Genomic DNA, 26,418 nt, shown 5'->3' with positions numbered 1-26,418 from the left:
AAATTGATTAAATATTAAAAATGGCAGTGGTAAATGAGAATACGAGTTAAAGTTTGGTTAAAAAATGGTAAAGAACCCATCACCGTAATCACAATCATAACCATAAGTTTTAGCCGAAGGAAACACTCGTAACATTAGGTAAATTCATTTACCAACTGGCAATTTTAGGTCAGTTTAGCGTATAATCCTAGGTAAATTTGTATTTGTATGATAAAACCTAATCGTCTGCTACCTATTGACGATTGCAATCAGCATAAGGTAAATATGAGCACCCCATTAGCACTAAATTAATGCTGAGCTTATCAAGACATTGAGTTTACCCTGTAATCATAGGTCATTAACCAGCACTTAGATAGCTTTCACAAAGACAGCTTTCATAAAGTATGAACAAATCACTGATGCCTCATTTATATTCACTCGTATGAATAGCGCTGCGTAAATTTTAATAACCCTATGATTCCTGATACGACAAATTTTAAGATTTTAATAAATCGTATGGTAAAACTGTATTTTATCTACTGTCATCCTCGTTGAGGACGCGGTTAGATTTGTGAGTTTTACGATACACCTTGGTAGCCAGTCGTCACTTTGGTCATTCGAATAAGACATTAACGTGTTGTTAAGGAGTCTAAGGTCAGCGTTAATACTCTTACTTGTAGTTATGATGATGTGTTATGTCTAGAGCACTTTTTCACGCCCTTTTTTGGGAGTGATAAAGCACTTTATTGATGACGCTGTTATCCATGCTGCCGATATACCAAACAGGACGTCTGGTATCGTTTTAGACTATGGACTAAGTTTTCGCTTATGATTACCATCAAAAAAGGTTTGGATTTACCCATCACTGGTGAACCCTCCCGCGAGATATCTGAGCACAGACCCGCCTATGTAGCACTTGTTGGCTATGATTATGTGGGCATGAAGCCCACGATGAATGTCAAAGAAGGCGACATCGTAGCTAAAGGTCAGCCCGTTTTTGAAGACAAAAAACGGGTTGGCGTTATCTACACTGCCCCTGCTGCTGGTAAGGTCGTCGCCGTTAATCGCGGTGAGCGTCGTGTTTTTGAAAGTCTTGTGATTGCGGTCGACCCAAACGGTGAAGAAGTAGAATTTCAGCGCTACGACTCCCAGCAACTTGCTGACCTAGATTCTGAAGTCGTTGAAACCCAACTGCTTGCCTCTGGTGAATGGACCGCTTTTCGCACGCGTCCTTATAGCCGCTCCCCCGATATTGGTGCCCGTCCGCACGCTATCTTTGTCACCGCTATGGATACCAATCCATTAGCGCTTGACCCGATGTTGCTGATTAATGAGCAGCTTCAAGCGTTCAATGACGGACTTGCTGTATTATCAACCCTCAGCCCCAAGACCTTTGTCTGCCATCATGGCGATGCCCAGCTGACGCCAGTTGCCAAAACGGCTGCTAATAATGTCACTGAGTATCATAGCTTTGCTGGCAAACACCCTGCTGGTCTGGCTGGCACGCACATTCACTTTTTGCATCCTATCATGCGCGGCGTGACCGTGTGGACGATTGGTTACCAAGACGTGATTGCCATTGGTAAGTTGTTTACTACTGGTCGTTTATATACGCGCCGTATGCTTAGCCTCGCTGGCCCTGCGGTTAAAAACCCGCATTTGGTGGTCACCGAGCGCGGTGCAGATATCGCAGCATTGACCAAAGGTGAGCTTACAGCTGGCGAGAACCGTATCGTCTCGGGTTCTGTGCTTTCAGGTCGCAAAGTGGCGGGCAATACCAATTATCTTGGTCGCTTTCATAATCAAATCAGTGCGCTAACCGAAGGTCGTGAACGTCCAGCGTTTCACTTCTTTACCGCTGGTGCCAATCGCTTTTCTAAATTGCCTATCTATATCTCGCAGTTTTTTGGTGGTAAAAAATATAACTTTACCACTTCGAGCAATGGCTCACCGCGGGCGATGGTGCCAATTGGCGTCTATGAAGAAGTCATGCCGCAAGACTATCTGCCAACGCAGCTACTGCGCGCTTTGATTGTCGAAGACATCGTTAGCGCTGTCGATTTGGGCGTACTTGAATTGGACGAAGAAGATTTGGCATTATGCACCTTTGTATCTCCTGGCAAATATGAATTCGGCGATATTTTGCGTGACAACTTAACGCGCATTGAGCTGGAGGGCTAACCACGATGAAATTTTTACACAGTATGTTCGATCGTATGGAGCCGTCTTTCACCAAGGGTGGCAAACACGAAAAGTACTACGCCATCTTTGAGATGTTTGATACGTTTTTACGTCAACCAGGCTCAACGACATACGCATCCTCACACGTACGCGACGGTATCGACCTTAAGCGTATTATGATTACCGTTTGGTTATGTACTTTCCCTGCGATGTTTTGGGGTATGTACAATATCGGTCATCAAGCATTAACAGCGATTGCGCAGCTTGGCTTACAGCCTGAAGGCTGGCGTACCGTTATCACCAGTATGGCGGGCTACAATCCAGACAGTATCTGGGCAAGCTTTGTCTACGGAGCCATGCAGTTCTTACCGATTTATATCGTCACCTTTGCGGTTGGTATTCTCTGTGAGATTATCTTTGCTGTCGTGCGCGGGCATGAAGTTAACGAAGGTTTCTTTGTGACTTCTGTGCTATTTGCGCTGTGTCTCCCACCAGATATTCCTTTATGGCAAGTTGCCTTAGGTATTATCTTTGGTGTGGTCGTGGCAAAAGAAGTCTTTGGCGGTACGGGTAAAAACTTCCTGAACCCTGCCCTATCAGGTCGTGCGTTCTTATACTTTGCTTACCCTGCTTATATGTCAGGCGACTCAGTATGGACGGCGGTTGATGGTTTCTCAGGAGCCACGCCACTTGGACTTGCCGCGCTTGGCGTCGTCCCAGCAGACTTCGTTGATGTTTATGGCAATGCCATCACATGGACGGATGCTTTCTTAGGTAATATGCAAGGCAGTATCGGTGAAGTATCGACGCTGGCTATTTTGCTAGGTGCAGTGGTTCTACTTTGGACGCGCATTGCCTCATGGCGCATCATGGCAGGTTGTGTGGTTGGGCTAATTGCCACATCGCTAGTCTTTAATATGGTCGGTTCTGAAGACAATATGATGATGAGCCTGCCGTTTTATTGGCACTTAGTCATCGGCGGTTTTGCCTTTGGTGCAGTATTTATGGCAACCGACCCTGTATCAGCTGCGCACACCAATAAAGGCCGCTGGGCTTATGGTATTTTGATTGGTTTTATGACCGTACTCATTCGCGTCGTCAACCCAGCCTTCCCAGAAGGCATCATGCTTGCCATTTTATTCGCCAACTTATTTGCGCCATTATTTGATTACTTTGTGACGCAAGCCAATATCAAGCGCCAAACAGCACGGAGGGTTCGTTATGTCCAAGCCCAAAAGTAATAATGCAAAAACCATCAGCGTGGCGTTGACGCTATGCTTGGTGTGCTCTGTATTGGTCTCAGCGGCGGCTGTGGGTTTGAAACCAGCACAAGTTGAAAACGCGCGCTTAGACCGTAACAAAAATATCTTAGTCGCCGCTGGTATGTTTGACCCAGCGTCTGATACCAATGAAGATGTGGCCGAGCGTTTTAAAGACTTTGAGGTAAAAATCGTTGACCTTAATAAAGGCAATTACCTCGATGACGACGCGCTAAAAGCCGCTGGCATTCCTGATCGCAATGCGTACGATGCCAGTCAAGCGACCAAAAATCAGGCGCTAAGCGAAGATTTGGGCGGTAATGACCCTGCTGGTATCGGCCGTGTTCCTAAATACGCCAAAGTCTATGTCAAAAGTGATGACGCGGGACAGCCTGAAATGGTGGTGCTGCCGATTCAAGGCTATGGTCTATGGGGTACGATTTATGGTTTCTTAACGCTTGAAAGTGATATGAATACCATCAAAGGAATCAGTTTCTATGAGCATAAAGAAACCCCAGGTCTAGGTGCTCGTATCGAGGAGCCTGAGTGGCGCGCCATGTGGAGCGGCATTCACTCTTATGATGAAAACGGCGCAGTTGCAACAGGTGTGACTAAAGCCGGTAATCCAAAAGACAACTGGGTAGATGGCATCAGTGGTGCAACCTTAACCGGTCGCGGCGTCAGTAACATGATTCAGTTTTGGCTCGGTGAGCAAGGCTATAAGCCTTACTTAGACCAGCTGCGTGAACAAAACGGCAAAACAGTGGCGGATCCAGAAGTCAAAGCCAGTCAAAGTCCGTATAAAAAACTGGGTCAGAACTTACATCAACAGCAGACGCATCCCGCAACCGAACTGGTCGCAGTAGTGCCAGCAGCACACGGTAAGGAGGCATAACATGGCTGATACAAAAACGATTTTAACCTCGCCTATCTTTGACAATAACCCGATTGCCCTGCAAATCTTAGGTATTTGTTCGGCGTTGGCGGTTACTACCAGTGTGGCGAATGCGCTGGTAATGAGTGTGGCGTTGACCTTGGTCACGGCATTCTCAAGCTTTTTTATCTCTATTATCCGTAAGCAAATCCCATCAAGCATTCGTATTATTGTGCAGATGACGATTATTGCGTCATTGGTTATTGTGGTTGACCAGATTTTAAAAGCGGTCGCTTATGACGTCAGTAAAGGTTTGTCGGTATTCGTTGGTTTGATTATCACCAACTGTATCGTGATGGGCCGTGCCGAAGCATTTGCCATGAGCAATCCACCAGTACCAAGCTTTTTAGACGGTATTGGTAACGGTCTTGGTTACTCGGCGGTACTGCTATTTGTCGCGAGCGTGCGTGAGATTTTGGGCGCAGGCAGTTGGTTCGGTATTACCATTTTGCAAACTGCTAACGATGGTGGTTGGTACGTACCAAACGGTCTATTACTATTGCCACCGTCAGCGTTCTTTATCATTGCTCTGTTCATTGTGATTATCCGTACTTGGAAACCTGAACAGGTCGAAGAAGCTGAATTTGTAATGAAGCCGCAATCTAAAGGCATGGCACAAGGAGGCGGTCACTAATGGGACACTATGTCAGTTTATTTATAACCTCGGTCTTTATCGAGAATATGGCGCTGGCCTACTTCTTAGGCATGTGTACCTTTTTGGCGGTATCAAAAAAGGTCTCCACCGCGATTGGTCTTGGAGTCGCTGTGGTCGTCGTGATGGCGATTACCGTACCGCTAAATAACCTTTTGTTTCAGTTCATCTTAAAAAATGGTGCGCTGGCATGGGCAGGTTTCCCTGATATCGACTTAAGCTTTTTGGGCCTACTCAGTTATATTGGTTTGATCGCCGCTGTGGTACAGATTTTAGAGATGTTCTTGGATAAGTTCGTCCCGAGTCTGTATAACGCCCTTGGGGTGTTTTTGCCACTGATTACCGTTAACTGCGCCATTTTAGGTGGCGTACTGTTTATGGTTGAGCGTGATTATAACTTTGGCGAATCGATGGTATACGGCGTCGGCGCAGGTTTTGGTTGGGCATTGGCGATTACCGCCTTGGCGGGTATCCGTGAAAAGCTAAAATACTCAGACATTCCAGCGCCGCTGCGTGGTCTTGGTATTACCTTTATCACGGTTGGTCTGATGTCACTTGGCTTTATGTCTTTCGGCGGTATGTCAATTTAAACCGCTAAGCTTAAACCCTATTTAGCACTTTGACCTATTTAATTCATTTATTCGGTAGGGGTTCAAAAAACGCAAAGACGTTTTTTCGCTCCCCTACTCCATAGATTAAGGATACCTACCATGGATTACGCTACGGCGATTGGTGGCGTTGCTATGTTTACCGTGATCATCATGGGTCTTGTTGCCATTATTTTGGCAGCGCGCTCAAGATTGGTCAGTTCAGGCGATGTTACTATCCATATCAATGATAATCCCGATAATGACGTCGTGACACCCGCGGGCGGAAAACTGCTACAAACATTGGCAAGCGAAGGTATTTTCTTATCTTCGGCCTGTGGTGGCGGTGGTACCTGTGCGCAGTGTCGTTGCCGCGTTATCGAAGGGGGCGGCTCTATCCTGCCCACCGAAACTGGGTATTTTACCCAAGGCGAAATCCGTAACCACATGCGTCTTGCCTGTCAGGTTGCGGTAAAGCAAGACATGAAAATTGAGATTGACCCTGAGTTTTTTGATGTACAGAAATGGGAATGTGAAGTTGTCTCGAACGATAACGTTGCCACCTTTATTAAAGAATTGGTGCTTAAAATTCCAGAAGGCGAGGAAGTCAATTTCCGTGCGGGTGGTTATGTACAGTTAGAAGCGCCGCCGCATGAAGTGCATTATAAAGACTTTGTGATTGACGAAGAATACCGCGAAGATTGGGAAAAGTTCGACATTTTCAAATATGTGTCAAAAGTTGATGAGCCAGTTATTCGTGCTTACTCAATGGCCAACTATCCAGACGAGAAAGGCATTATTAAGTTTAATATCCGTATCGCCAGTCCACCGCCTCGCGGCCCTGACGGTATACCACCGGGCAAAATGTCCTCTTGGGTATTTAGCCTCGTCCCTGGCGATAAAGTGACGGTTTCTGGTCCTTATGGTGAGTTTTTTGCCAAAGACACCGAAGCTGAAATGATTTTCGTCGGTGGTGGTGCGGGTATGGCACCGATGCGCTCGCACATTTTCGATCAGCTTAAACGCTTAGATACCAAGCGTAAGATTAGCTTTTGGTATGGCGCGCGCTCGATTCGTGAGATGTTCTACGTTGAAGATTATGATCAGCTAGAAGAAGAGTTTGATAACTTTGAGTGGCATGTGGCCTTGTCTGACCCTCTCCCTGAAGACAATTGGGAAGGTCCAACCGGCTTTATCCATAACGTGCTGCTTGAAAACTATCTTAAAGACCATCCAAACCCAGAAGACTGTGAATACTACATGTGCGGGCCACCGATGATGAACGCGGCGGTAATCGACATGCTACACAGCTTGGGCGTGGAAGATGAAAACATCATGCTTGATGATTTTGGTGGTTAAGCGAGTTATTTAAATCGGTTGATAACACCTATTTATTCAACAAGTATCGTTAAGCTAAAAATATATGATAAATTAAGAGTCTCAATGGAGGCTCTTTTTTTATGCGCTAAATAAACCATTTTCAATCAGAAAGGATTCTTATGAAAACCAAAGCGAAAGATTTGACCATTTGGATTACCGGCGCGTCTAGCGGTATCGGCGAAGCATTATCAATTGCCTTTGCCAAACGTGGTGCCAGCATTATTTTAAGTGGCCGTGATAAAGCTAAATTAGAGACAGTCAAAAATCGCTGCAAAAACAGCAAAAAGCATATCGTCGTTCCCTTTGATATCGCCGATGCCGCGCAAGCAAAAGAAGCCTATGAAACAATCAAGGCTAAAACTGAAAAAGTGGATTGGTTGATTAATAATGCGGGCATCAGTCAACGCGCGCTTATCATGGAAACGACCGAGGAAGTTGAACGTAAGCTGATGGAGATAGATTATTTCGCGCAAACGCGGCTGACCAGACTGGTATTGCCCGATATGATTGCGCAAGGTGGCGGCAAAATTGTCATGGTATCGAGCGTGGCAGGTTTACTGGGTACCCAATATCGCGGCGCTTATGGTGCTGCCAAAGCCGCTATCCATATGTGGGCAAACAGCTTGCGCGCAGAATTGCATGACCAAGGCATCGAGGTCGCGACCATATTCCCAGGGTTTATTCAAACCAATATTTCTATCAATGCCTTGACTGGTGATGGTAGTGCGCAAGGGACAATGGATGACGCCACCAATAAAGGTCTTACTGCGACCGCCTTTGCCAAGCAAGTCGTCAAAGCCCTGACTAAGGGTGAAGAATATGTCATCGTTGCTGGCAGTAAAGAAAAGCTTGCCACTAGAGTCAATCGTTTATCGCCGCCGAAGCTATATAAGCTTATTCGTGAGTCACAGGTTAAATAAAAACAGGCAGGTTCAATCGTATCTTCTCGAGTCGTAGTTATTTAAGTCGTACGTTAGTCGTAAATTGGCCTTATCGGTAACAAGGGGTGTAAAATAGGCGACGCTTAGCTTGCTTAGTTTATTACCTGCAAACTAACGCCCCCACTCACCCCTTCGCTTTATCAAGCTGTGATGACTTATATGACAAATTTAACCACCTTTCTTACTCCTAACAAACCCCTAAAATCCGCCTCTTTAACCATCATTGCTATCAGCTCTGTACTCATGCTTAGCGCCTGCCAGCAAAAGCCCGATTACGACAATCTTAGCGGCGAGACCATGGGCACCAGCTACCACATCAGTTATCAATTACCCAAAGGCGCTGATGAAGCTGCCATACAAGCAGCAATTGATAAGCGCTTGCAAGATATAAACGACAGCATGTCGACCTATCAAGCCGACTCTACTATTTCTAAATTTAACCAATTAGGCAAAGATACGCCGATTGCTATCGACGCCGATTTTAGCCATGTGTTGCAAGCCTCAAGGCAAGTTTATGAGCTATCGGGCGGCGCTTTTGACCCAACGGTAATGCCTTTGATAGAAACTTGGGGCTTTGGCAGTACCATGACGGTTGAGCGCTTACAAAGTCCGCCAACGGCGCTTGAGATTGCGCAAGCGAAAGCCTTGGTCGATTTTGACAGTGTCATTCAAAAAGATGACAGCATTTATAAAACCAAAGACGGCGTTGGCCTTGATTTTTCGGCGGTGGCTAAGGGTTATGGCGTCGACGTCATTGCCGATGTGCTTAAGAACACTTATCAAATTCGCAACTATATGGTTGAGATTGGCGGCGAAGTGGCGACTTCAGGCGTTAGCGCCCAGCAGCAGCCGTGGCAAATCGCTATTGATGCACCCATTGAGGGCAGTACAGTAAGTACACGGCAAGCAATGGCGGTGATTCGCCAGCCTATCAATAATGGCGCTAGCATGGCGCTTGCTACTTCTGGCAACTATCGCAACTCCGTTGTTTTCGATGGTAAGCACTATAGCCATACTATTGCCCCAACCACAGGTGAGCCAATCGTAGGCGGTGCGCCATCAGTAACGGTCGCTGCAGAAACGGTGGCGCTGGCGGATGCGTGGGCAACGGCCTTGACCGCCATGCCTTATGAAAAAGCGCTGGCTACGGCGAAAGAGCACAATATCGCAGCTTTATTTGTGATTTTGGCAAAAGGTGTTGCAGCAGACACGGCGACCGACAGCGTTGATGATTGGCAAGTGGTCGAAACGCCGGCGATGAAAACCTTGCGCGCCGATAAAAAGTCTTAGTATCAAACGTCTAGACTGTAATAACCTGCTAAGCACAAACGGGCGAGGCAAATTTTTGCTATACTATAAGTAAGTCATTGCTTAGATGGCTGCTTCATATTTTAAACGAGAGGTTATCTCTATGCTTAACCAATTGCTTCCCATGCTTGCTGTTACCTTTACCGTCTTTATGCTGTTTTTTATCTTTATGGGCATCGGTTATATGGTCAAAAAAAAGCCGCTTAGAGGCTCGTGCGGTGGTGTGGCAAAATTGATGGGTAATGAGTTTTGCTCATTTTGTGGTAACGACCCCAATAAATGCGAATCGCTGGTTGACCAGCAGCAAGAAACCGCGCTAAAGGCTGCGCAATTAGGCAAGTCGGTATAAACCTGCTATTTGTTACCATACGTTGGTAGTATTTAGCCGTCCTCTATTCTTATAATAGCGTCGAGTCCTTTGCAATTAACCTTGCAAACTAACGGTGACTGACGCTATTTTTGCTTTAGCGTTTATATAAAAGCCTTTTTATCATAAGCGCTATCAGCAAAGCCAAAACTTCACTATTCATATACTAAGTTTACCCTGATAAATGGGGTAGCAAGTTAATGGGGTAGCAAGTTCATATGACTTGCTTTCTGCAAGTGTTTTTATACTCTATATTCTAATATGTGGTCTTGAGCGCCGTCTTATCGACGGGCTTTGGGGTTATTTATAAGTGCTGCTGCGTCAGTGCTTATAAATGACGTGTCCTTTTTTTATTTTAATAGTCGTGCTGCTATGTCTACCTCTCCTAATTTGCAATCTGATATACCGTCCCAGTCTCAACCAGATGCGCCAGCAAACCTAAAGCTGCCCTCATCGCGCTTTATTTTTTGGCTCGTGCTATGTGCTATGGTTTTATTGGCGTCCAATATGCGCGCGCCGATTGTGGCGCTGGGTTCTATTGCACCGGTGGTACAAGGGGCGCTTGATATCTCCGAAACCCAAATTGGTTGGCTTGGTGCGGTGCCGATGCTGACCTTTGCGCTTGGGGCTTTTATTTCGCCTACGATTGGGAAGCGTTTTGGGCTTGAAAATACGCTGATCACGATGATTGCGTTATTAACCGCAGGTATGGTTATTCGTAGCGTCATTCCGACTTGGATAGGCTTTTTAAGCGGCACCTTACTATTGACATTGGCAATTGGCTTTGCCAATACGCTTGCTGCTCCGGTGATTAAGCAGCGCACACCGAACCATATTCCGCTGATTACTGGTTTATTTAGTCTTACCATGACCGTCTCGGCAGGGATTGTCGCAGGCGTGGTTTTGCCGTTATCTGAGCAATTTGGCTGGCAATGGGCGCTGGGTGGCTGGTCGATTTTAGGCTTGTTTGCCTTAATCATTTGGGTAGTGCTACGGCTGCGTTTGGGTTCATCAAATCATCAGCCCATCAAACCGCTTGCGGCAGGCGAGAAAGCACCATCGCACATTTCGATGTGGCGCACGCCGTTTGCTTGGCAAATTGCGGTATTTATGGGTTTACAGTCCTTGCTTTTTTATACCGTCGCCAGTTTCTTACCATCGATTTGGCTAAGTAAAGGGTTGTCAGCGGTGAGCGCGGGACAAATGGCTTCCGTCTTTCAATTTATGGCACCCGTCGCTATTTTAAGCTTAACGTGGCTCGTCAACCGCGGGCGTCCTATACAAGCGCTGGCCATCTTTGCTGCGTCACTAAACGTGCTTGGCGTCTTGGGTCTCACTTATCTGTCTGCCGATTATGCTTGGCTATGGTCAGGACTGATGGGCATGGGCTGCTCGGCGATTTTCACTTTAAGTATGATGCTGTTTTCGATGCGTACTTATACCGCCAATCAATCAAGCGAGCTGTCGGGCATGGCGCAAGCCATTGGTTATCTGATTGCGTTTTTTGGTCCACTTGGCACCGGTTGGTTGCACGAAGCAACGGACAACTGGGATTTACCCTTATTCATCATGCTAGTACTGATGATTATCAACGTGGGGTTTGCTTGGCTGGTTAGCCGCCCGCTAATGGTCGATGGTAAAAAGATTTAATTTTTATCTTCAATCAATTAACCTTCGGCGTCAATCAATTAACTTTTGTACCATATTGCGGCTTACCTGATTCTGCTAGACTGAATTTATTGTATTTAGGACAGCAGAATCATGATAAACACACCCTCTCGCCTACCGCAGCGTTTGCTCACGGTCGCCGCCTTGAGCCTCGCAATCGCTATTAGCGGTTGTCAACAGCAGCCTGACGCCAATACGGCTGACAACACTCAAAATAATAATCCGGCCGTCAATACGACAATGGCTGAACCTCAAAAGCAAGAATCTACTCCATCTAAACATTCAGCTGAGCAGCAAGCACCTTTAACCATCTTGGCATTGGGCGATTCGTTGACCGAAGGGCTTGGCGTTGATAATAATGCCAATTACCCCGCGCAGCTAGAAGCTCGCTTAAAAGAGATGGGCTACAAGGATGTCAAAGTAATCAATTCAGGATTAAGCGGTGAAACCAGTACTGGATTGGTCAATGGACTGGACTGGGTATTGCAAACCAAACCTGATATTACCATTTTGACCATCGGTGCCAATGATGCCATCCGTGGTATTGATGTGGCAACGGTCGAAGCCAATATTCGCACCGCTATTAAACGCCTTCAAGACAGCGGAAGCGAAGTTATCTTGGGCGGAATGCAAATTTATGACAATCTTGGCTCTGACTACGTCGAATCGTTTGCTGCGATATATCCAAGGGTGGCGAAAGATATGAATGTGACGCTGATTCCGTTCTTTTTAGACGGTGTGGGCGGTGATGCCAAACTCAACCAAGCCGATGCCATTCATCCAACCAAGGAAGGCTATAGCATTATCGTCAACGACAATATTTTGCCAATTCTGCAACCTGAAATCGAAAAGCTAGAAGCAGCCCATACCGATACGGCAACGAAACCTAGCACGCCTACTGAGACTAGCCAATGATTGCTACAGCCAATAACACAGCACTACTTACCGCCTCCAAACTCAATAAAACCGTCCAAGTCGGTGACCAATCATTATCCATTATTAAAGACGTCGATATCCATGTCGATGCGGGCGAGTTTGTGGTCATCATGGGTAAATCCGGCTCGGGCAAATCGACTTTGCTCGGACTACTGGCAGCGTTAGATTATCCTGATAGTGGCTCGGTTGAGTTAGCGGGACAAACCTTAAGCAGCCTTGATGAAGATACGCTGGCGGTCATTCGTCAACGCGAGATGGGATTTGTTTTTCAGTCATTTCATCTATTACCGACATTAACTGTCAGCGAGAATATTGCCTTTCCGCTTGATATTGCCCGCCGTCCGAATAAAGCACGCGTCAACGAATTGATTGCAGCGGTTGATTTAGGGCATCGGCGTGATAGCTTGCCTAACCAATTATCAGGCGGTGAGCAGCAGCGAACGGCGGTTGCCCGCGCGTTGGTGTCGCAGCCAAAAATTGTCTTTGCCGATGAACCAACCGGTAACTTAGATGAGCAAAATGCCAGTCAAGTGATGCAGCTGTTATTAGATTTACGCCAGCAAGTTGGCTCTGCATTGGTCGTGGTCACCCACGATGCCGCACTAGCGGAGATGGCAGATCGTGTCATTACCATGCATGACGGTATGATAGATGGATCAAAAATCAATGGATAACATGGATAATGAGTCGAATGATTCGCGTGGCATCATAAGCCAACTATTTAACCGTCTGTTAATTTCAAAAAACTTGGGCGCGCAAGCCTTAAGTCGTAGCTGGTGGCAGCGCTGGATCTATCCCGTCTTATTCTTAATCACGCTAGTCCTTTCGCTTGCCACTTACCTGACTTTAGATTCTATCCAACAGTCTGTTGATACCTATATCAATGATAATCAGCGCGCGCTCGTTGGCGGCGATTTGATTTTAAACAGTAAGCAAGATTGGCCAAGCGAGGTATTAGCACAAGTAGAGACGGTCGCTGATACGCAAATTGTATATGACTATCAGTTTAGCGCCATGGTAGTGACCGATGAACAAACTTTACTTGCCAGCGTCAAAGCGGTTTCGCCGGCTTATCCATTATATGGAGACGCTGAGCTTGCCTCAGGGCAGCCTCTTTGGACACAATTAAGCGCTGCGAATGTCGTCGTCGCACCCGAAGTATTGAACAGCTTAAACGCCACTGTCGGTGACCAAATCACCATTGGTGATGCTGAGTTTATGATTAGTGATGTGCTAACCAAAGAGCCTGACCGCCCGTTGACGGCCTTTGGTTTTGGTGGGCGCGTTTTGATGCATGAGGATGCGCTCGCAGCAACTAATTTATTAGGGCAGCGTAGCCGTATTAATTACCGTATCGAGCTGGCAGGTGAGCCAGAGTTAATAGCAGAACAGCGAGATAAGCTGACGCAAATACTCAATAATTATCCTGATATTGAGCTCTCTGATGCCGAGTCAGCAGATACTTCTGTCTCGCGTATCTCTGACAACGTTTTGATGTTTTTAAAGCTGCTCGTCATTGCTGTACTATTATTATCAGCAGTGGCGATGTACGGCGTCATCACGGCTTTTGTGACCAAGCAGCAGTCTAGTAATGCCATTCGCTTGGCATTAGGTGAGCCGCTTAAATCCTTAAAGCGCAGCTACTATCAGCTATTGATTGTTACTACTATCATTGCTTGTATTGCCGCGGTTATCGTGAGTTTTGGCTTACTTAAAGTCGGTCAGCCGTATCTCATTGCTATCTTGCCAGCGGATGTTGGTTTAGCTATTAACCCAATTAGCGCCATTAAAACCATTATTAACGCGCTAGTGCTGACGTTGCTGATTGCTCAGCGTGGTCTAAGTACATTAAGTACCACCAAGCCTGCGACCTTACTCAATCAAGGTGCAAGCACAAACTCACAAAATCTGCCTTGGTATCGGCGTCTGCCGTTACTTTGGTATGGATTGATGCTAGTTGGTCTCTATGTGTTTTTTGCTTATGAAGTCAATTCTCTGTTACTAGGGGCGCAGCTGTTAATAGGCTTAACTGCTTTTGTCGCGATATTTTGGCTATTGGCACGCGGTTGGTTATGGCTGCTGACTAAGTTTGCCAAGCATTCTAAGATTAGCTGGATGCAGCGTATTGCTATCCATAATCTTGCGCGTAAAGGCAATCAGTCGGCATTGTTCTTTGTCACTTTATCACTGTCAGTGGCGGTCTTAACTTTGATCACTACACTTAATCATAGTATCAATGCCCAGTTTATTAATGCCTATCCTGAAGATGCGCCCAATTTATTTTTGCTCGATATTCAAAGTGACCAGCACGACGAGATTGATAACATCATTGCTGCGCCTGTGAGCTATTATCCTGTCATTCGTGCGCGTGTCGTCACGGCTAATGATGTTCCTGTTCAAGATATCGAACCTACTGACGGCTTCGATGACCCTGCGCGTGTGTTTAATTTAAGCTACGCCGATACGGTGATGGATACCGAACTCATTACTGATGCTGTAGAAAACGACAAGCTTTATGCGCCTATTGAGACTGCAGATAACGACTCAGCACAAACCGTTGCGCCATTATCAATTTTGGATACTGCTGCCAGCTTGCTAAATGTCGGCATGGGCGATCAGGTGCGTTTTAATATCCAAGGGATTGAAATCGTCGGGCAAATTACCAGTATCCGCTCGCGCTATGAAAAAGGACCCAGCCCCTATTTTTACTTCTTATTTGAGCCAGCGGTTCTATCTGCTGCGCCGCAAATCCAATTTGCCACCGCTCATGTCGCAGCGGAAGATATTCCAAAGTTACAAGGTAAACTGGTACGCGAGTTTCCTGCTGTGACCACTATCGACGGCACGGCTATCGCGCAGCAAGTCCAAGAGTTAGTGGTGCAAATGAGCCGTTTGGTTTACGTCTTCACCTTACTGGCATTATTGACGGGTATTATGGTTTTGATTAGCTCGCTACTCTCTACCTCCCAAGACCGCATGAAAGACAGCGCCTCATTTAGACTGCTCGGTATGCAAAAGCGTGACCTATATATGCTCAATATCTTAGAGCTTGGCATACTTGGCATTAGTGCCGCTTTATTTGCGGTTATTATCGCTAATATCGGTGCATGGGCTGCTATTACCCAATGGTTTAATCTGCGCTTTAGTGTGCCGTGGGCAAGTTTGGGTATTGGCGGTGTAGCGTTAGTTGGTTTGCTATTTGCCATTGCCATTATTTATGTGCGATTGGTGATTGGACGCGGGATTATGGCGCGGGTACGGGCGATGATTTAACAGTCGATATTGTGAATGTCAGTCATTCTTAATATTCCAGCTCGTTCAAAACTGACTATTTGCTATACTAATGCGCGTCCCAGCATTCAGATATAGCTCTCATAAACCATTTAAAAAAGTACGGTAGCCTTATGAAATTCTCAAAGTTCGGTCAAAAATTTACCCAGCCAACTGGCATCTCACAACTCATGGATGACTTGGGCGATGCGCTAAAAAGCGATCAGCCTATCAATATGTTGGGTGGTGGTAATCCTGCTAAGATTGATGCGGTTAATGAGCTATTTTTAGAGACTTATAAAGCGCTTGGCGTTGACAACGATACCGGTGAGGCGAATAGTAGCGCGATTATTAGTATGGCAAATTACTCCAATCCACAAGGGGATGCTGCCTTTATCGATGCCTTAGTTAGCTTCTTTAATCGTCATTATGATTGGAGTTTGAGCGCAGAAAACATCGCTTTGACCAATGGCTCACAGAATGCTTTTTTCTACTTGTTTAATTTATTTGGTGGTGCGTTCGTTGACGAACAGAGCAAATTGGTAGATAAATCTATTTTGCTACCATTAACCCCTGAGTATATTGGCTATAGCGATGTGCATGTCGAAGGTCAGCATTTCGCCGCCGTATTACCGCATATCGATGAAGTGACGCATGATGGCGAGGAAGGTTTCTTTAAATATCGGGTAGATTTTGACGCGTTAGAAAGCTTGTCAGCATTGAAGGAAGGTCATATTGGTGCGATTTGTTGTTCGCGTCCGACCAATCCAACGGGCAATGTGTTGACCGATGAGGAAATGGCGCATTTATCCGAGCTTGCCAAACGTTATGAGATACCGCTGATTATCGATAACGCCTACGGTATGCCCTTCCCGAATATCATCTACTCTAACGCGCATTTGAACTGGGATAATAATACGATTTTGTGCTTTAGCCTGTCTAAAATTGGTCTGCCCGGTATGCGTACCGGCATTATCGTTGCCGATACGAAAGTCATCGAAGCGGTCAGCGCTATGAATGCGGTGGTCAATCTAGCGCCGACACGTTTTGGTGCGGCAATTGCGACGCCACTGGTGAACGATGACCGTATCAAGCAGTTGGCGGATAATGAGATTAAACCCTTTTATCAACAGCAAGCGACATTAGCGGTCAAGCTATTAAAAGAAGCGCTGGGTGATTATCCGTTAATGATTCATAAGCCTGAGGGCGCGATATTTTTGTGGTTATGGTTTAAAGACTTGCCGATTAGCACCACTGAGCTGTATGAGATTCTCAAAGACAAAGGCACGATTATCGTACCAAGTGAGTATTTCTTCCCTGGTGTTGATGTGAGTAATTATAAACATGCCCATGAATGTATTCGTATGAGTATCGCTGCTGATGAGCAAACGCTGATTGATGGTATTCGAGTGATTGGTGAAGTGGTACGTGAGCTTTATGATAAGGCTAACAGTCAGAAAGACTAAATCTTATATCATAAAGATATTGAATCATAAAAACAAAAAACGGACTTATAAATAGTCCGTTTTTTTTGTGCTATGACTGAATCTAAATGGTTTAGCGCAGCGCTTTTAACAAAGCTTCAGCACTCATTTTACCAAAGTCATTGGCCGCCAAGGGGCCATCGCCTGAGATCAGCTTTCTGTCTTGATGGGTATGTCCTGTCGCCAGTTTATTGGTAATCGTAACGCCCAACTGTTCTAGCTTTTCGCCAAAGTACCAAGGCATCGTACCGGGTAAATAACCAATTTTTGGCATTTGCTTGTCCATAGCTGTCGGGAACGCTACCATTTTATAACCTTTAAAAATAAAGTCGCGTTTGGCGTTATCGTCTTTATCGGCGCTATGAGTATTGTCAGCGCCATTAGATTTATCAGAGCTATCAGGACTTGCTAAATTGGCCGCCAATAAAGCCGCCGGTCCATGACAAATCGCTAAGGTAAATAAATCCTTGTCATAACCCCAACGTAGCAACTCGCCAAGGTTATAATCTTCAGGCAAGCCCAGCATTGCCCCATGACCACCGGGGATAAAGATTGCTGCGTAATCCTCGCTATTTACCATATCATTTTTGACAAAATCGGCGATACTTTTTGGACTTTTAAGCTTAGACTCATATTCCGCGTAGATTTTTTTGACGTCGTCATCGTCCTCTGGCATTGCCCACTGCTCGACTTTGACAGACTCCCCGGTTGGGGTAAAAACATCTACCGTAAACCCTGCTTTTTTAAAATGCAGCAACGGCACCATCATCTCAACCGGATGATTGCCTGTCTTAAACTTCTTATCATTTGCCATGGTCATGTACTGCTGCTCGGTACAGACCATCAGGATTTTTTTGTTGCCCGTATATGGCGCTTCGTACTCGCTATGATCGTAGTTGGTTTTGTTAGGCGCTGCCAATCTAAGCGAAGCTTTAGAAGGGGTATAAGCGCCATCTTCGGCTTCTTGCGGCTCTAAACCTAAGGTGTCTTTGGCTTTGTCTACTATGTCACTGATATTAAGGTCTGAGATATTCATAACTTTTCCTATTTTATTATTGCTTATATTGGATTGATAGTTAGAAAAGATAGAATAATTGCCTGTCGCTACCTTTCTGATTGTAAGGTAGCAAACTCATAACGCATTAAATAGACCAGAGTTTTTTGACTTTCGTAAGCTTTGTAAATGGTGAGTTGCTTAGATTTGGCGTTTTAAAAAGCCTTGAAGAAGCTCCTCGTCAAAGGAATAAAAAACGGACTTAGCGATAGTCCGTTTTTTTCTGCCGTTTAATCATAGGTTTGACGGTATTGATTGACTGAAATGTCTTTGTCCATACGGTAAGGCCGTAGATTATGTAAGAAAGCAGACAGGTATTCACGATATCATGGATACTGGCTTTTATTTCTGCTGCTTTTAACCCTACCACACCAAGTTCGGTAAGCGTCTGGCGATTGTCCAAATATTCACCCAATAGAGCGATGGCGGTCACCAAAATCAAAGCGACAAAGGCTCTAACGCTGTATTTTTTAAAAATTGGACGCAGCAAAAGTAAACTTAATAGGTAGACGCCAATGCCCACATAGATATGTAAGGCGTCTTTGTCTAAGCCAGTAGCATCAACGACACCGTTTTTAAAGAGATAAAAATCCACGATTTTATTCCGCGTAAAAGAGGTAAAAAGTAACTGAGTATAAATGAAAAACAGCCAATTATACATTGAGAATAAAAAAGGTAGATTAAGCATTTGCTAATCTACCTTATTATTGAAGAAATATTTAAAGTATAGTTATTAAATATCCCAATCGACAAAGTTCTTTAACAGCTGTAAGCCCGCGGTGTGGCTTTTTTCTGGATGGAACTGGGTGGCAAATAAATTGTCTTGCAAAATACTGGCACAAAACGGCTGACCATAATCACAAACGGCCGCCACTTGTGCATCGTCGCTAGGCGCGCAGTAATAGCTATGTACAAAGTAAAAGTGCGCGTTGTCCTCGATACCATTCCACAATGGATGGTCAAAATCCATGCCGCTGATGGTATTCCAGCCCATGTGCGGCACCTTAATGGTAACCCCTTGCTCATCTTTCCAAGTAGGGCCAAACGCTTCTACATTGCCATCTAAGATGCCCAAACATTTTGTACCACCATTCTCAGCGGACTGCTCAAACAACGCCTGCATACCCACACAGATGGCCATAACAGGCTTATTAAATATCGCCTGACGTATGACCTCGTCAATACCTGCATCCTGCATGCCAGCGATACAATCGCGCATCGCACCGACACCGGGGAAGAAAATCTTATCAGCCGCCGCGACTACTTTTGGGTCATTGGTAATAGAGACTTCCGCGCCTACCGCTGACAATGCCTTGCTGGCCGAGTGCAAATTACCCATGCCATAATCTAATAATGCAATTTTTGTGGTTCGACTCATCTAAAAAGCCTCTTTGGTCGATGGCAAGGTATTCAGCGCACGCTCATCATATTCGCAAGCCATACGCAGCGCACGGGCAAACGCCTTAAAGGTAGACTCGATTTGGTGATGGCTGTTTTTACCTTTGAGGTTGTCTAAATGCACCGTCATCCATGAATGATTGACGAAGCCGTAGAAGAATTCACTAAACAAATCGACATCGAAGTTACCAACGTGCGAGCGGGTAAAAGGAATGTCCATATGAAGTCCTGGACGGCCTGACAAATCAACCACCGCGCGCGTAAGCGACTCATCTAACGGTGCGTAAAAGTGCCCGTAACGACGAATGCCTTTTTTATCGCCGAGCGCTTTTGCAAACGCTTGACCAAGGGTAATGCCGGTATCTTCAACACTGTGGTGATCATCGATAAAGGTGTCACCAGTGCATTTGATATCTAAGTCAAACAGACCATGCCGCTTAATTTGGTCAATCATATGGTCTAGAAACGGCACGCCAGTATCGACAGTGCCTTGACCGGTACCATCAAGGTTTACCGTACAAGTGACTTGCGTTTCAGCAGTATTACGCGTAACGGTCGCCGTACGTGCGGCATGACCGAAAAGATTTTGAGCAGAATTTTGATTTTGTTCGGTAGAATTGGCTGTCATGGCTACTCTCTATAAATGAAAAGCGGTCAATAAAATAGGGCGAAAAAGCGCCCAAAGCATTCTTACTAGCATTTAAAACAATGAATAAAAATATAGAAGATTAAGCTAAAAATAGGTTCAATATTTGCTTAAAAAAATTATTTAAAAAGGTATAAATATTAGGTTTTTGGTGTATAAACCCTTGTCTATCTTCATCATAGCAAACCCTAGCATTTACTGCCACGACCAAGCAGTAATCCACGCACAAAATCGCCCTATTCTGCTAAAATAGTGCGTTCAGTATTATCAATCATCACCCGCGCTGACTTTCTAACCCTACATTCGATGCTACGACGCGGTAAACAATTATAGGAACCGATTATGCCTTTAGAAGCGATCGCCATCAATAGCTTAGATGCGCCCCTAATTAAAAACCCTGCGCGTGAGAACGAGTTATCAGAGCGGCTGCATGCCCTATATGACAGCGATGACAATCAGCCAAGTGGTGCAGAGGTATTAAACCTCGTTGAGCAAGGCTTTAAGCGTGGTCAAACTTTGTATGTCGGCATGTTTAATGATAAGCCTATCGCCGCGGTTGCTTGCTTTGATGACGGGCAAACCGATGCCAAACGTCTTCAATATCTTACGGTACACAGCCAAAATCGTGGTCGCGCTATCGATGCGAAGTTTATCAAACTGGTTTATGATGCTGAAGTGAAAAAAGGCGTACGCCAGCTTGTCCCTGTTGACGCTGATATTCATCGTATTATGAGCGAGTATGAGCTCCTGCGCGTTAAGGATTAAATACGAGGTTAAAAGCTTAATTTTGGCTTATATTCGATTATTTATAGGCTTTTCTCACTTATTATGCAAAAACCACTTGACAGTAACGCCTATATTTAGTTTAATAGCGCCTCAACGAAGACGGCTCGATAGCTCAGTCGGTAGAGCAACGGATTGAAAATCCGTGTGTCGGCAGTTCGAACCTGCCTCGAGCCACCATTCGTTTAAGCATTCCAAAAAGCCCCAGACATTACTGTTTGGGGCTTTTTTTATGCTTAAAATTTAATGGAAATTACAAGGATAGCTATCCACTACAACTGATAGTCGCACTAATTCATAACACTTTTAGGCTGTTTTTAAAGGGTAAACTCTCTCTATACTAAAACGATTGATGCAAAGTAAAAGGGTAAAACCATGAGAGAGTTTGATTATGATTTGGATTATAAAAACCTAGATTTGCGCGCACAGCCCGAGCTTTATCGCGTCGGTCGCGGTGAGCAGGGGGTGTTATTGGTCGAACCTTATAAGTCGGAGATATTGCCGCATTGGCGCTTTGCGACACCTGATATAGCAAAAGAAAGTAGCGAGACCATTTATCAGATGTTTTTAGATTATCTGGCTGCCGATGACTTTGTTGGTGCCGATATGGCGCGCAAATTTATTCAAATGGGCTATACCCGCGCCCGCCGCTACGCCAACTACAAAGGTGGCAAGAAATACAAAGGACCCGTCCCTGACGATAAAAAAGGCCAAAGCGGCGCTCATGGCCGTGAAGAATTACCACGGCAGGTTAAAGACCCCATCAAAGCAGAATCAGCGCGTATTTTTAAGCAAACTTGGGATAAATGCCGCGAAAATGACGTGTATCTCAAAATGAAAGCAGAACATCGCGCACGCTATAAAGACGTCAAATAATCGGTTATAAAAATGACAACCATGAATCACAATGACCTCAGGCGCTTTATTGTGCTACGCTTTATCTGAACTTAATAATAAGAGCTTTTATGATGTCCAACAACTCTGCCCCAGCGCCCATTACAGCGCAACTTACTTCACAACAAAAACCACTTCTCATTTTTGATTTTGATGGCACGCTGATTGACAGCGTACCTGATTTGGCGGATGCCACCAATCTGATGCTTGAGCAACTAGGTCGATCTCCCTTCCCACTTGATACCATTAAAGGCTGGATTGGTAATGGCGCGCGTGTATTGGTTGAGCGGGCGCTATTAGGTCAGGTGATTGTTGATGACAGCCTAGACAACGAGGCGGTAGAGGAAGCGCTTCGTATTTTTTTTGCCGCTTATGGCGCCCTTGATTGTCAAAAAACCACAGCTTATCCTGATGTGAGCGCAGGTTTGCATCAGCTTAAAAACGCAGGCTATACCTTGGCACTGGTGACCAATAAGCCGATTCGTTTTGTCCCTAAAATACTAGATCATATGGGCTGGACGCCGCTGTTTAGCGAAGTGATTGGCGGCGATAGCTTACCGACTAAAAAGCCAGATCCTGCGCCGTTATTATATGTTTGCGAGTCGCTTGGGTTTGCGCCTATTGACGCTTTTATGATTGGTGATTCGATTAATGATATTTTAGCGGGGAAAAATGCGGGCGTGGATACCATTGGGCTCTCATATGGTTATAACTATGGTGTCGATATTCGTGATAGTAAGCCAAACTTTGCGTTTGATGAGTTTTCTGGCTTATTAGAACTGTTGGGCGTATAACGTTTTTGATAGGGATTTGATATTGTAGTTAAAGTGACGCTGTAATTCTCGTCATCGACAGTGATAAATAGACTAATATGATAATTAACACTTTATCTAAGCGCCTACTTATCCTGCATTAATTGTCGTTGCCGTTTCACTTTTTTCTCCACCTTGTTTAACCATATTAACCAGAAAAACAGTCCTATAAAAGCAAAGCTCCAACAGCAGACCGCTAAAAAAATACTTTGAGAATATCCTAACCAAGTGGGATTAAGCCTCAATAATGCGGCAGCGGTTATCAATAACGCTAAGACAAAGACAAAAGGCTTGGCGTTCGTGTCACGCAATACTCGGTGTGATCGAGTTCGCGACATCACTGTGAAGGTGAGCGTTCCAAGTGCCCCTATAGTAATCGCGTGCAAAGCCTTGGTAATCGGAAAATTGGCCGTTATCAAGCTTAAGGCGATACCTACCCAGCCCACGATAATCCAGCTATATCCCAAAAGCATAGCCAATAGATCAGCACGCCCATAGCTCCACCACGGTCGCCAGCGCAGCACTCGAACCACACAAAGCAGCGCACTGAGCAGTAAAAGAGCTGCTATAGTGAATTTTACCCAAGCAAAAGGCAGTAGATTTAACACCAATACTGAAAACAGCAGAATTAAAACACTGCCTTCAAACCTGGGCTGCACACGGTCTTTTAAGAACCGGTTTTGACTCTGAAAATGCCCTGCCAACGCTGACGCTATTATTCGGCCCCCCATATAAAACATTAAGATACTTAACAATAATACCGTTTCTAATAACAACCTCAGACGCCAGTCATCGGGTTGATTGCTTTGCATAGCCAAATGAAAACCAACCGCAGCAATACCTAAGCCTACTAGCACAAACCCCGCGGATTTGTTTCGCCATTTCTTAGCCGTTCGCAGAAAAATAGGCGCAAACCAAAAACTCAACCTAGCCACTAGCCATAACCCAATCACAGTAAAGATATAAGCTTTTGGTTGCGGGCCAGCAAGGTAGCCTGCAATCACCAGTAAAGCAAAACCGAAAATCATTTCATGACCGTGACCCCAAGCGTACTGCAAGCCTGCAGGGACAGTAAACCAGCCGAGCTGACCACCCACTGATAAAGGTAGCGTTAAAGCGGAATACAACGCAACAAGCGGAAACCAATAAGTATGAGCAAAAGGCGGTTTGGCTTTCATTAATGGAAGAATCCTTTTATAAAACGTCAGGGACGTCTAAGCGAGCATTAAAGGTATGCTTGGGGTTAAGTATAGTAAAGTGTCGAGAGTTATGGGCGAATAATCCAGTGTAAGTGTTGGAGTACTAGGTTTTTATAACCGCTTTAGCGTATGATTAAGCGGTACTTAAGCTTAAATAAGCCAATAAACCGTACGCTATTGGAGACAGAGAATGATTAAAAAAGATGACAGCAACAGAAAATACTCCGCTATTTTGGTCGATGGCATCCAAAAAGCTCCTGCTCGTTCTATGCTGCGTGCTGTCGGTTTTACCGATGAGGATTTTAAGCGCCCACAAGTTGGTATTGCCTCGACTTGGAGCCAAGTGACGCCCTGTAATATTCATATTAACGGCTTAGCGGATGAAGTGGCCAAAGGCGTTTATTTGGCCTATGCCAAACCGATTATCTTTAATACTATTACCATCTCTGACGGTATTGCTAACGGTTACCAAGGTATGAAGTACTCCTTAGTATCGCGTGAAGTGATTGCCGACTCTATTGAAACCGTGTCGGGCTGCCAAGGTCACGATGCGATCATTGCTATCGGTGGCTGCGATAAAAATATGCCGGGTTGTATTATGGCCATGGCGCGCTTAAACCGTCCTTCGCTGTTTATTTATGGCGGTACCATTCAGCCGGGTAAAAACCACACCGACATCGTTTCTGTCTTCGAAGCCGTCGGTGCCAATGCCCGTGGCGATATGACAGCAGAGGAAGTCTTAGAAGTTGAAAGAACGGCTATCCCAGGCCCTGGCTCTTGTGGTGGCATGTATACCGCCAACACCATGGCATCAGCGATTGAAGCGCTTGGCATGAGCTTACCCGGTAGCTCGGCGCAAGAAGCTATCTCTCCGGAAAAACGTGAAGACTGCCGAAAAGCCGGTGAAGCGATCCAATGGCTCCTTGATAATGATATCAAGCCTAGCGATATTATGACGCGCAAGGCCTTTGAAAATGCCATTACCATGGTGATTGTATTGGGCGGCTCAACCAACGCGGTTCTGCACTTACTGGCTATGGCCGATGCCATTGGTGTCGAGCTAAATATTGATGACTTTACCGAAATAGGAAAGCGCGTTCCTGTGTTGGCCGACTTACGCCCATCAGGCCGTTACCTCATGTCAGAGCTCATCGAGATTGGTGGCATCGCCCCATTAATGAAGCGCTTATTGGCAAAAGGGTTACTACACGGTGATTGCTTAACCGTTAATGGCAACACCATCGCTCAAAATCTAGCTAACGTAAAAGATTACCCGGAAGGCCAAGACATTATCCGTCCGTTCGACAATCCCATTAAAGCTGACAGCCATTTGCGTATATTACGCGGCAACGTTGCACCAACCGGTGCGGTAGCAAAAATCAGTGGTCAAGAAGGCACTCAATTTACGGGCACAGCACGGGTGTTTGACTCAGAAGAAAATGCCATGAGCGCCATTTTAGATGGCACCGTGGTGGCGGGTGACGTGGTTGTTATTCGTTACGAAGGCCCAAAAGGTGGCCCCGGAATGCGTGAAATGCTGTCGCCGACCTCTGCTATTATGGGGCGCGGTTTGGGCAATGATGTTGCCTTAATTACCGATGGCCGCTTCTCTGGTGGTAGTCATGGTTTTGTCGTTGGCCACATCACCCCTGAAGCCATGGTTGGCGGCCCGATTGCCATTATTGAAAACGGCGACACCATCACCATTGATGCCGATAATAATGAAATCAATTTAAATATCAGCGAAGTAGACATTGAGAAGCGTTTAAGCAGGTGGATCGCTCCAGAGCCAAATATAAAGCGCGGCGTACTGGCTAAATACGCCAAAACCGTTGGCAGTGCCTCAGAAGGTGCCATTACCGATAGGTTTTAAGCGCTAAATCACTTGCTACGATAGCTTAGCGCCTCAGAGACATGGGCGCTGGTGATGCATTCGCTATCTGCCAAATCAGCAATGGTGCGCGCAACGCGTAATACCCGATGGTAGCCGCGCGCCGATAGATTTAGACGCTGCTGTGCAAGCTGTAATAACTGTTGCTCGGCCTCGCCCAAATGAATATATTTATCTATCTCATTGGGGCTAAGCTCATTATTTACCTTTTTCTGCCGTTTTAACTGCCGCTCATGCGCGGCAGCGACTCGTGTGCGGACTTGCTCAGAGGTTTCGCCAGCCTGCGCATTTTGTAAATCAGCAATCGGTAGCGCTGGCACAGTAATATGCAAATCAATCCGATCAAGTAATGGCCCTGATAGCTTATCCTGATAGCGTTTAATCTGCTCAGGTCGGCAGCGGCATCGCCCTGAGCCGTCACCATCATAGCCACACGGGCAAGGATTCATCGCTGCTACCAGTTGAAAGTTTGCGGGGAAAGTAAGCTGCGAGTTGGCACGGCTAATGGTTATTTGCTTGGCCTCTAACGGCTGACGCAATACTTCTAACACCGTACGATCGAACTCTGGTAATTCATCTAAAAATAAAATTCCCTTGTTAGCAAGGGTGATCTCGCCAGGTTTGGGACGAGAACCACTGTCAATTACCAGAAACCATGTCAATTATCTACCAACGTATCTACTCTCCAAGACACTTCTCTCCATAAGCTTTGTCACTATTTCACGACTAACCTTGTCAAAAAGGTTTTTCTTGTCGATAAACCCTGTCAAAAAAGAACATAATACACTTACTACC

At 45.5% G+C, this 26,418-nt stretch carries 23 protein-coding genes, 1 tRNA gene and 1 pseudogene; 19 read left to right on the top strand and 6 right to left on the bottom strand.

The features are described 5' to 3' along the window. Window positions 1-807: 807 nt before the first annotated feature. From JFC07_RS03510 to JFC07_RS03445, 14 genes are all read left to right on the top strand, one after another. Complete coding sequence (locus JFC07_RS03510; RefSeq protein ID WP_193030551.1) at window positions 808-2,160, top strand: Na(+)-translocating NADH-quinone reductase subunit A; 1,353 nt, start codon at window positions 808-810, stop codon at window positions 2,158-2,160. A gap of 5 nt (window positions 2,161-2,165) precedes the next feature. Beyond that, a complete protein-coding gene (locus tag JFC07_RS03505) occupies window positions 2,166-3,401 on the top strand; it encodes an NADH:ubiquinone reductase (Na(+)-transporting) subunit B (protein ID WP_193030549.1) in 1,236 nt (411 codons plus the stop codon). After that, entirely contained in the window at window positions 3,382-4,314 is a 933-nt protein-coding gene (locus JFC07_RS03500; RefSeq protein ID WP_144297944.1) for a Na(+)-translocating NADH-quinone reductase subunit C, read from the top strand. The genes JFC07_RS03505 and JFC07_RS03500 overlap by 20 nt, the downstream gene beginning before the upstream one ends. 1 nt (window position 4,315) lies before the next feature. Continuing rightward, on the top strand, window positions 4,316-4,987 hold the full coding sequence (locus JFC07_RS03495) for an NADH:ubiquinone reductase (Na(+)-transporting) subunit D (RefSeq protein WP_068404384.1): 672 nt from the start codon (window positions 4,316-4,318) through the stop codon (window positions 4,985-4,987). Next, window positions 4,987-5,595 (top strand): NADH:ubiquinone reductase (Na(+)-transporting) subunit E, encoded by a 609-nt coding sequence (gene nqrE / locus JFC07_RS03490; protein WP_068404382.1) that lies wholly within the window; start codon window positions 4,987-4,989, stop codon window positions 5,593-5,595. The genes JFC07_RS03495 and nqrE overlap by 1 nt, the downstream gene beginning before the upstream one ends. 120 nt (window positions 5,596-5,715) lie before the next feature. Continuing rightward, a complete protein-coding gene (gene nqrF / locus JFC07_RS03485; protein ID WP_144297945.1) occupies window positions 5,716-6,951 on the top strand; it encodes an NADH:ubiquinone reductase (Na(+)-transporting) subunit F in 1,236 nt (411 codons plus the stop codon). Between the two features lie 140 nt (window positions 6,952-7,091). Then, window positions 7,092-7,892 (top strand): SDR family NAD(P)-dependent oxidoreductase, encoded by an 801-nt coding sequence (locus JFC07_RS03480; RefSeq protein ID WP_193030548.1) that lies wholly within the window; start codon window positions 7,092-7,094, stop codon window positions 7,890-7,892. Window positions 7,893-8,072: 180 nt separating this feature from the next. After that, window positions 8,073-9,203: an FAD:protein FMN transferase gene (locus JFC07_RS03475; RefSeq protein ID WP_198328128.1), complete on the top strand. Its 1,131-nt coding sequence runs from the start codon at window positions 8,073-8,075 to the stop codon at window positions 9,201-9,203. 121 nt (window positions 9,204-9,324) lie between these two features. Continuing rightward, entirely contained in the window at window positions 9,325-9,570 is a 246-nt protein-coding gene (gene nqrM / locus JFC07_RS03470; RefSeq protein ID WP_198328127.1) for a (Na+)-NQR maturation NqrM, read from the top strand. A gap of 390 nt (window positions 9,571-9,960) precedes the next feature. Continuing rightward, window positions 9,961-11,238: an MFS transporter gene (locus JFC07_RS03465; RefSeq protein WP_193030544.1), complete on the top strand. Its 1,278-nt coding sequence runs from the start codon at window positions 9,961-9,963 to the stop codon at window positions 11,236-11,238. A 111-nt stretch (window positions 11,239-11,349) separates the two neighbouring features. Then, the gene (locus JFC07_RS03460) at window positions 11,350-12,171 is read left to right on the top strand and encodes an arylesterase (RefSeq protein ID WP_198328126.1); all 822 of its coding nucleotides are present in this window, start codon (window positions 11,350-11,352) and stop codon (window positions 12,169-12,171) included. After that, window positions 12,168-12,866: an ABC transporter ATP-binding protein gene (locus tag JFC07_RS03455; protein ID WP_193030540.1), complete on the top strand. Its 699-nt coding sequence runs from the start codon at window positions 12,168-12,170 to the stop codon at window positions 12,864-12,866. The genes JFC07_RS03460 and JFC07_RS03455 overlap by 4 nt, the downstream gene beginning before the upstream one ends. After that, complete coding sequence (locus JFC07_RS03450; RefSeq protein WP_227678254.1) at window positions 12,844-15,465, top strand: ABC transporter permease; 2,622 nt, start codon at window positions 12,844-12,846, stop codon at window positions 15,463-15,465. Before JFC07_RS03455 ends, JFC07_RS03450 begins: the two co-directional genes overlap by 23 nt. A 131-nt stretch (window positions 15,466-15,596) precedes the next feature. Beyond that, a complete protein-coding gene (locus JFC07_RS03445; protein ID WP_198328125.1) occupies window positions 15,597-16,928 on the top strand; it encodes a valine--pyruvate transaminase in 1,332 nt (443 codons plus the stop codon). 91 nt (window positions 16,929-17,019) lie between these two features. On the opposite strand, the gene JFC07_RS03440 is transcribed toward JFC07_RS03445, so the two are convergent. From JFC07_RS03440 to hisB, 4 genes are all read right to left on the bottom strand, one after another. Further along, window positions 17,020-17,982 (bottom strand): DJ-1/PfpI family protein, encoded by a 963-nt coding sequence (locus JFC07_RS03440; RefSeq protein ID WP_198328124.1) that lies wholly within the window; start codon window positions 17,980-17,982, stop codon window positions 17,020-17,022. Between the two features lie 220 nt (window positions 17,983-18,202). Next, entirely contained in the window at window positions 18,203-18,595 is a 393-nt protein-coding gene (locus tag JFC07_RS03435) for a hypothetical protein (RefSeq protein WP_193030535.1), read from the bottom strand. Window positions 18,596-18,733: 138 nt separating this feature from the next. Then, window positions 18,734-19,378: an imidazole glycerol phosphate synthase subunit HisH gene (hisH, locus tag JFC07_RS03430; RefSeq protein WP_193030533.1), complete on the bottom strand. Its 645-nt coding sequence runs from the start codon at window positions 19,376-19,378 to the stop codon at window positions 18,734-18,736. After that, window positions 19,379-20,026 (bottom strand): imidazoleglycerol-phosphate dehydratase HisB, encoded by a 648-nt coding sequence (gene hisB, locus JFC07_RS03425; protein WP_193030531.1) that lies wholly within the window; start codon window positions 20,024-20,026, stop codon window positions 19,379-19,381. A 360-nt stretch (window positions 20,027-20,386) separates the two neighbouring features. On the opposite strand from hisB, the gene JFC07_RS03420 reads away from it, so the two are divergent. The 4 genes from JFC07_RS03420 (at window position 20,387) to JFC07_RS03405 (ending at window position 22,515) form a co-directional block, all read left to right on the top strand. Continuing rightward, entirely contained in the window at window positions 20,387-20,809 is a 423-nt protein-coding gene (locus JFC07_RS03420) for a hypothetical protein (protein WP_198328123.1), read from the top strand. A gap of 122 nt (window positions 20,810-20,931) precedes the next feature. Beyond that, a tRNA-Phe gene (locus tag JFC07_RS03415) sits at window positions 20,932-21,007 on the top strand. A 195-nt stretch (window positions 21,008-21,202) separates the two neighbouring features. Further along, a complete protein-coding gene (locus tag JFC07_RS03410) occupies window positions 21,203-21,703 on the top strand; it encodes a DUF4385 domain-containing protein (protein ID WP_068404350.1) in 501 nt (166 codons plus the stop codon). Between the two features lie 92 nt (window positions 21,704-21,795). After that, window positions 21,796-22,515, top strand: a complete 720-nt coding sequence (locus JFC07_RS03405; RefSeq protein WP_068404348.1) for a phosphoglycolate phosphatase — start codon at window positions 21,796-21,798, stop codon at window positions 22,513-22,515. 104 nt (window positions 22,516-22,619) lie between these two features. Here JFC07_RS03405 and JFC07_RS03400 read toward each other — a convergent pair whose 3' ends face one another. After that, window positions 22,620-23,711, bottom strand: coding sequence for an NnrS family protein (locus tag JFC07_RS03400; protein ID WP_068404346.1), 1,092 nt, complete (start codon window positions 23,709-23,711; stop codon window positions 22,620-22,622). A gap of 211 nt (window positions 23,712-23,922) precedes the next feature. Here JFC07_RS03400 and ilvD point away from each other — a divergent pair, with 211 nt between their 5' ends. Next, window positions 23,923-25,605, top strand: coding sequence for a dihydroxy-acid dehydratase (ilvD, locus tag JFC07_RS03395; protein WP_068404344.1), 1,683 nt, complete (start codon window positions 23,923-23,925; stop codon window positions 25,603-25,605). Window positions 25,606-25,613: 8 nt separating this feature from the next. On the opposite strand, the pseudogene JFC07_RS03390 reads toward ilvD, so the two are convergent. After that, window positions 25,614-26,270: pseudogene (locus JFC07_RS03390) on the bottom strand (ATP-binding protein); the annotation flags it as partial. Window positions 26,271-26,418 lie beyond the last annotated feature (148 nt).

The sequence above is a fragment of the Psychrobacter faecalis genome, assembly GCF_016107575.1.
Lineage (GTDB): Bacteria > Pseudomonadota > Gammaproteobacteria > Pseudomonadales > Moraxellaceae > Psychrobacter > Psychrobacter faecalis.
Note: the sequence above shows the minus strand (reverse complement) of the source record. Positions and strands in the feature narration are given on the sequence as shown.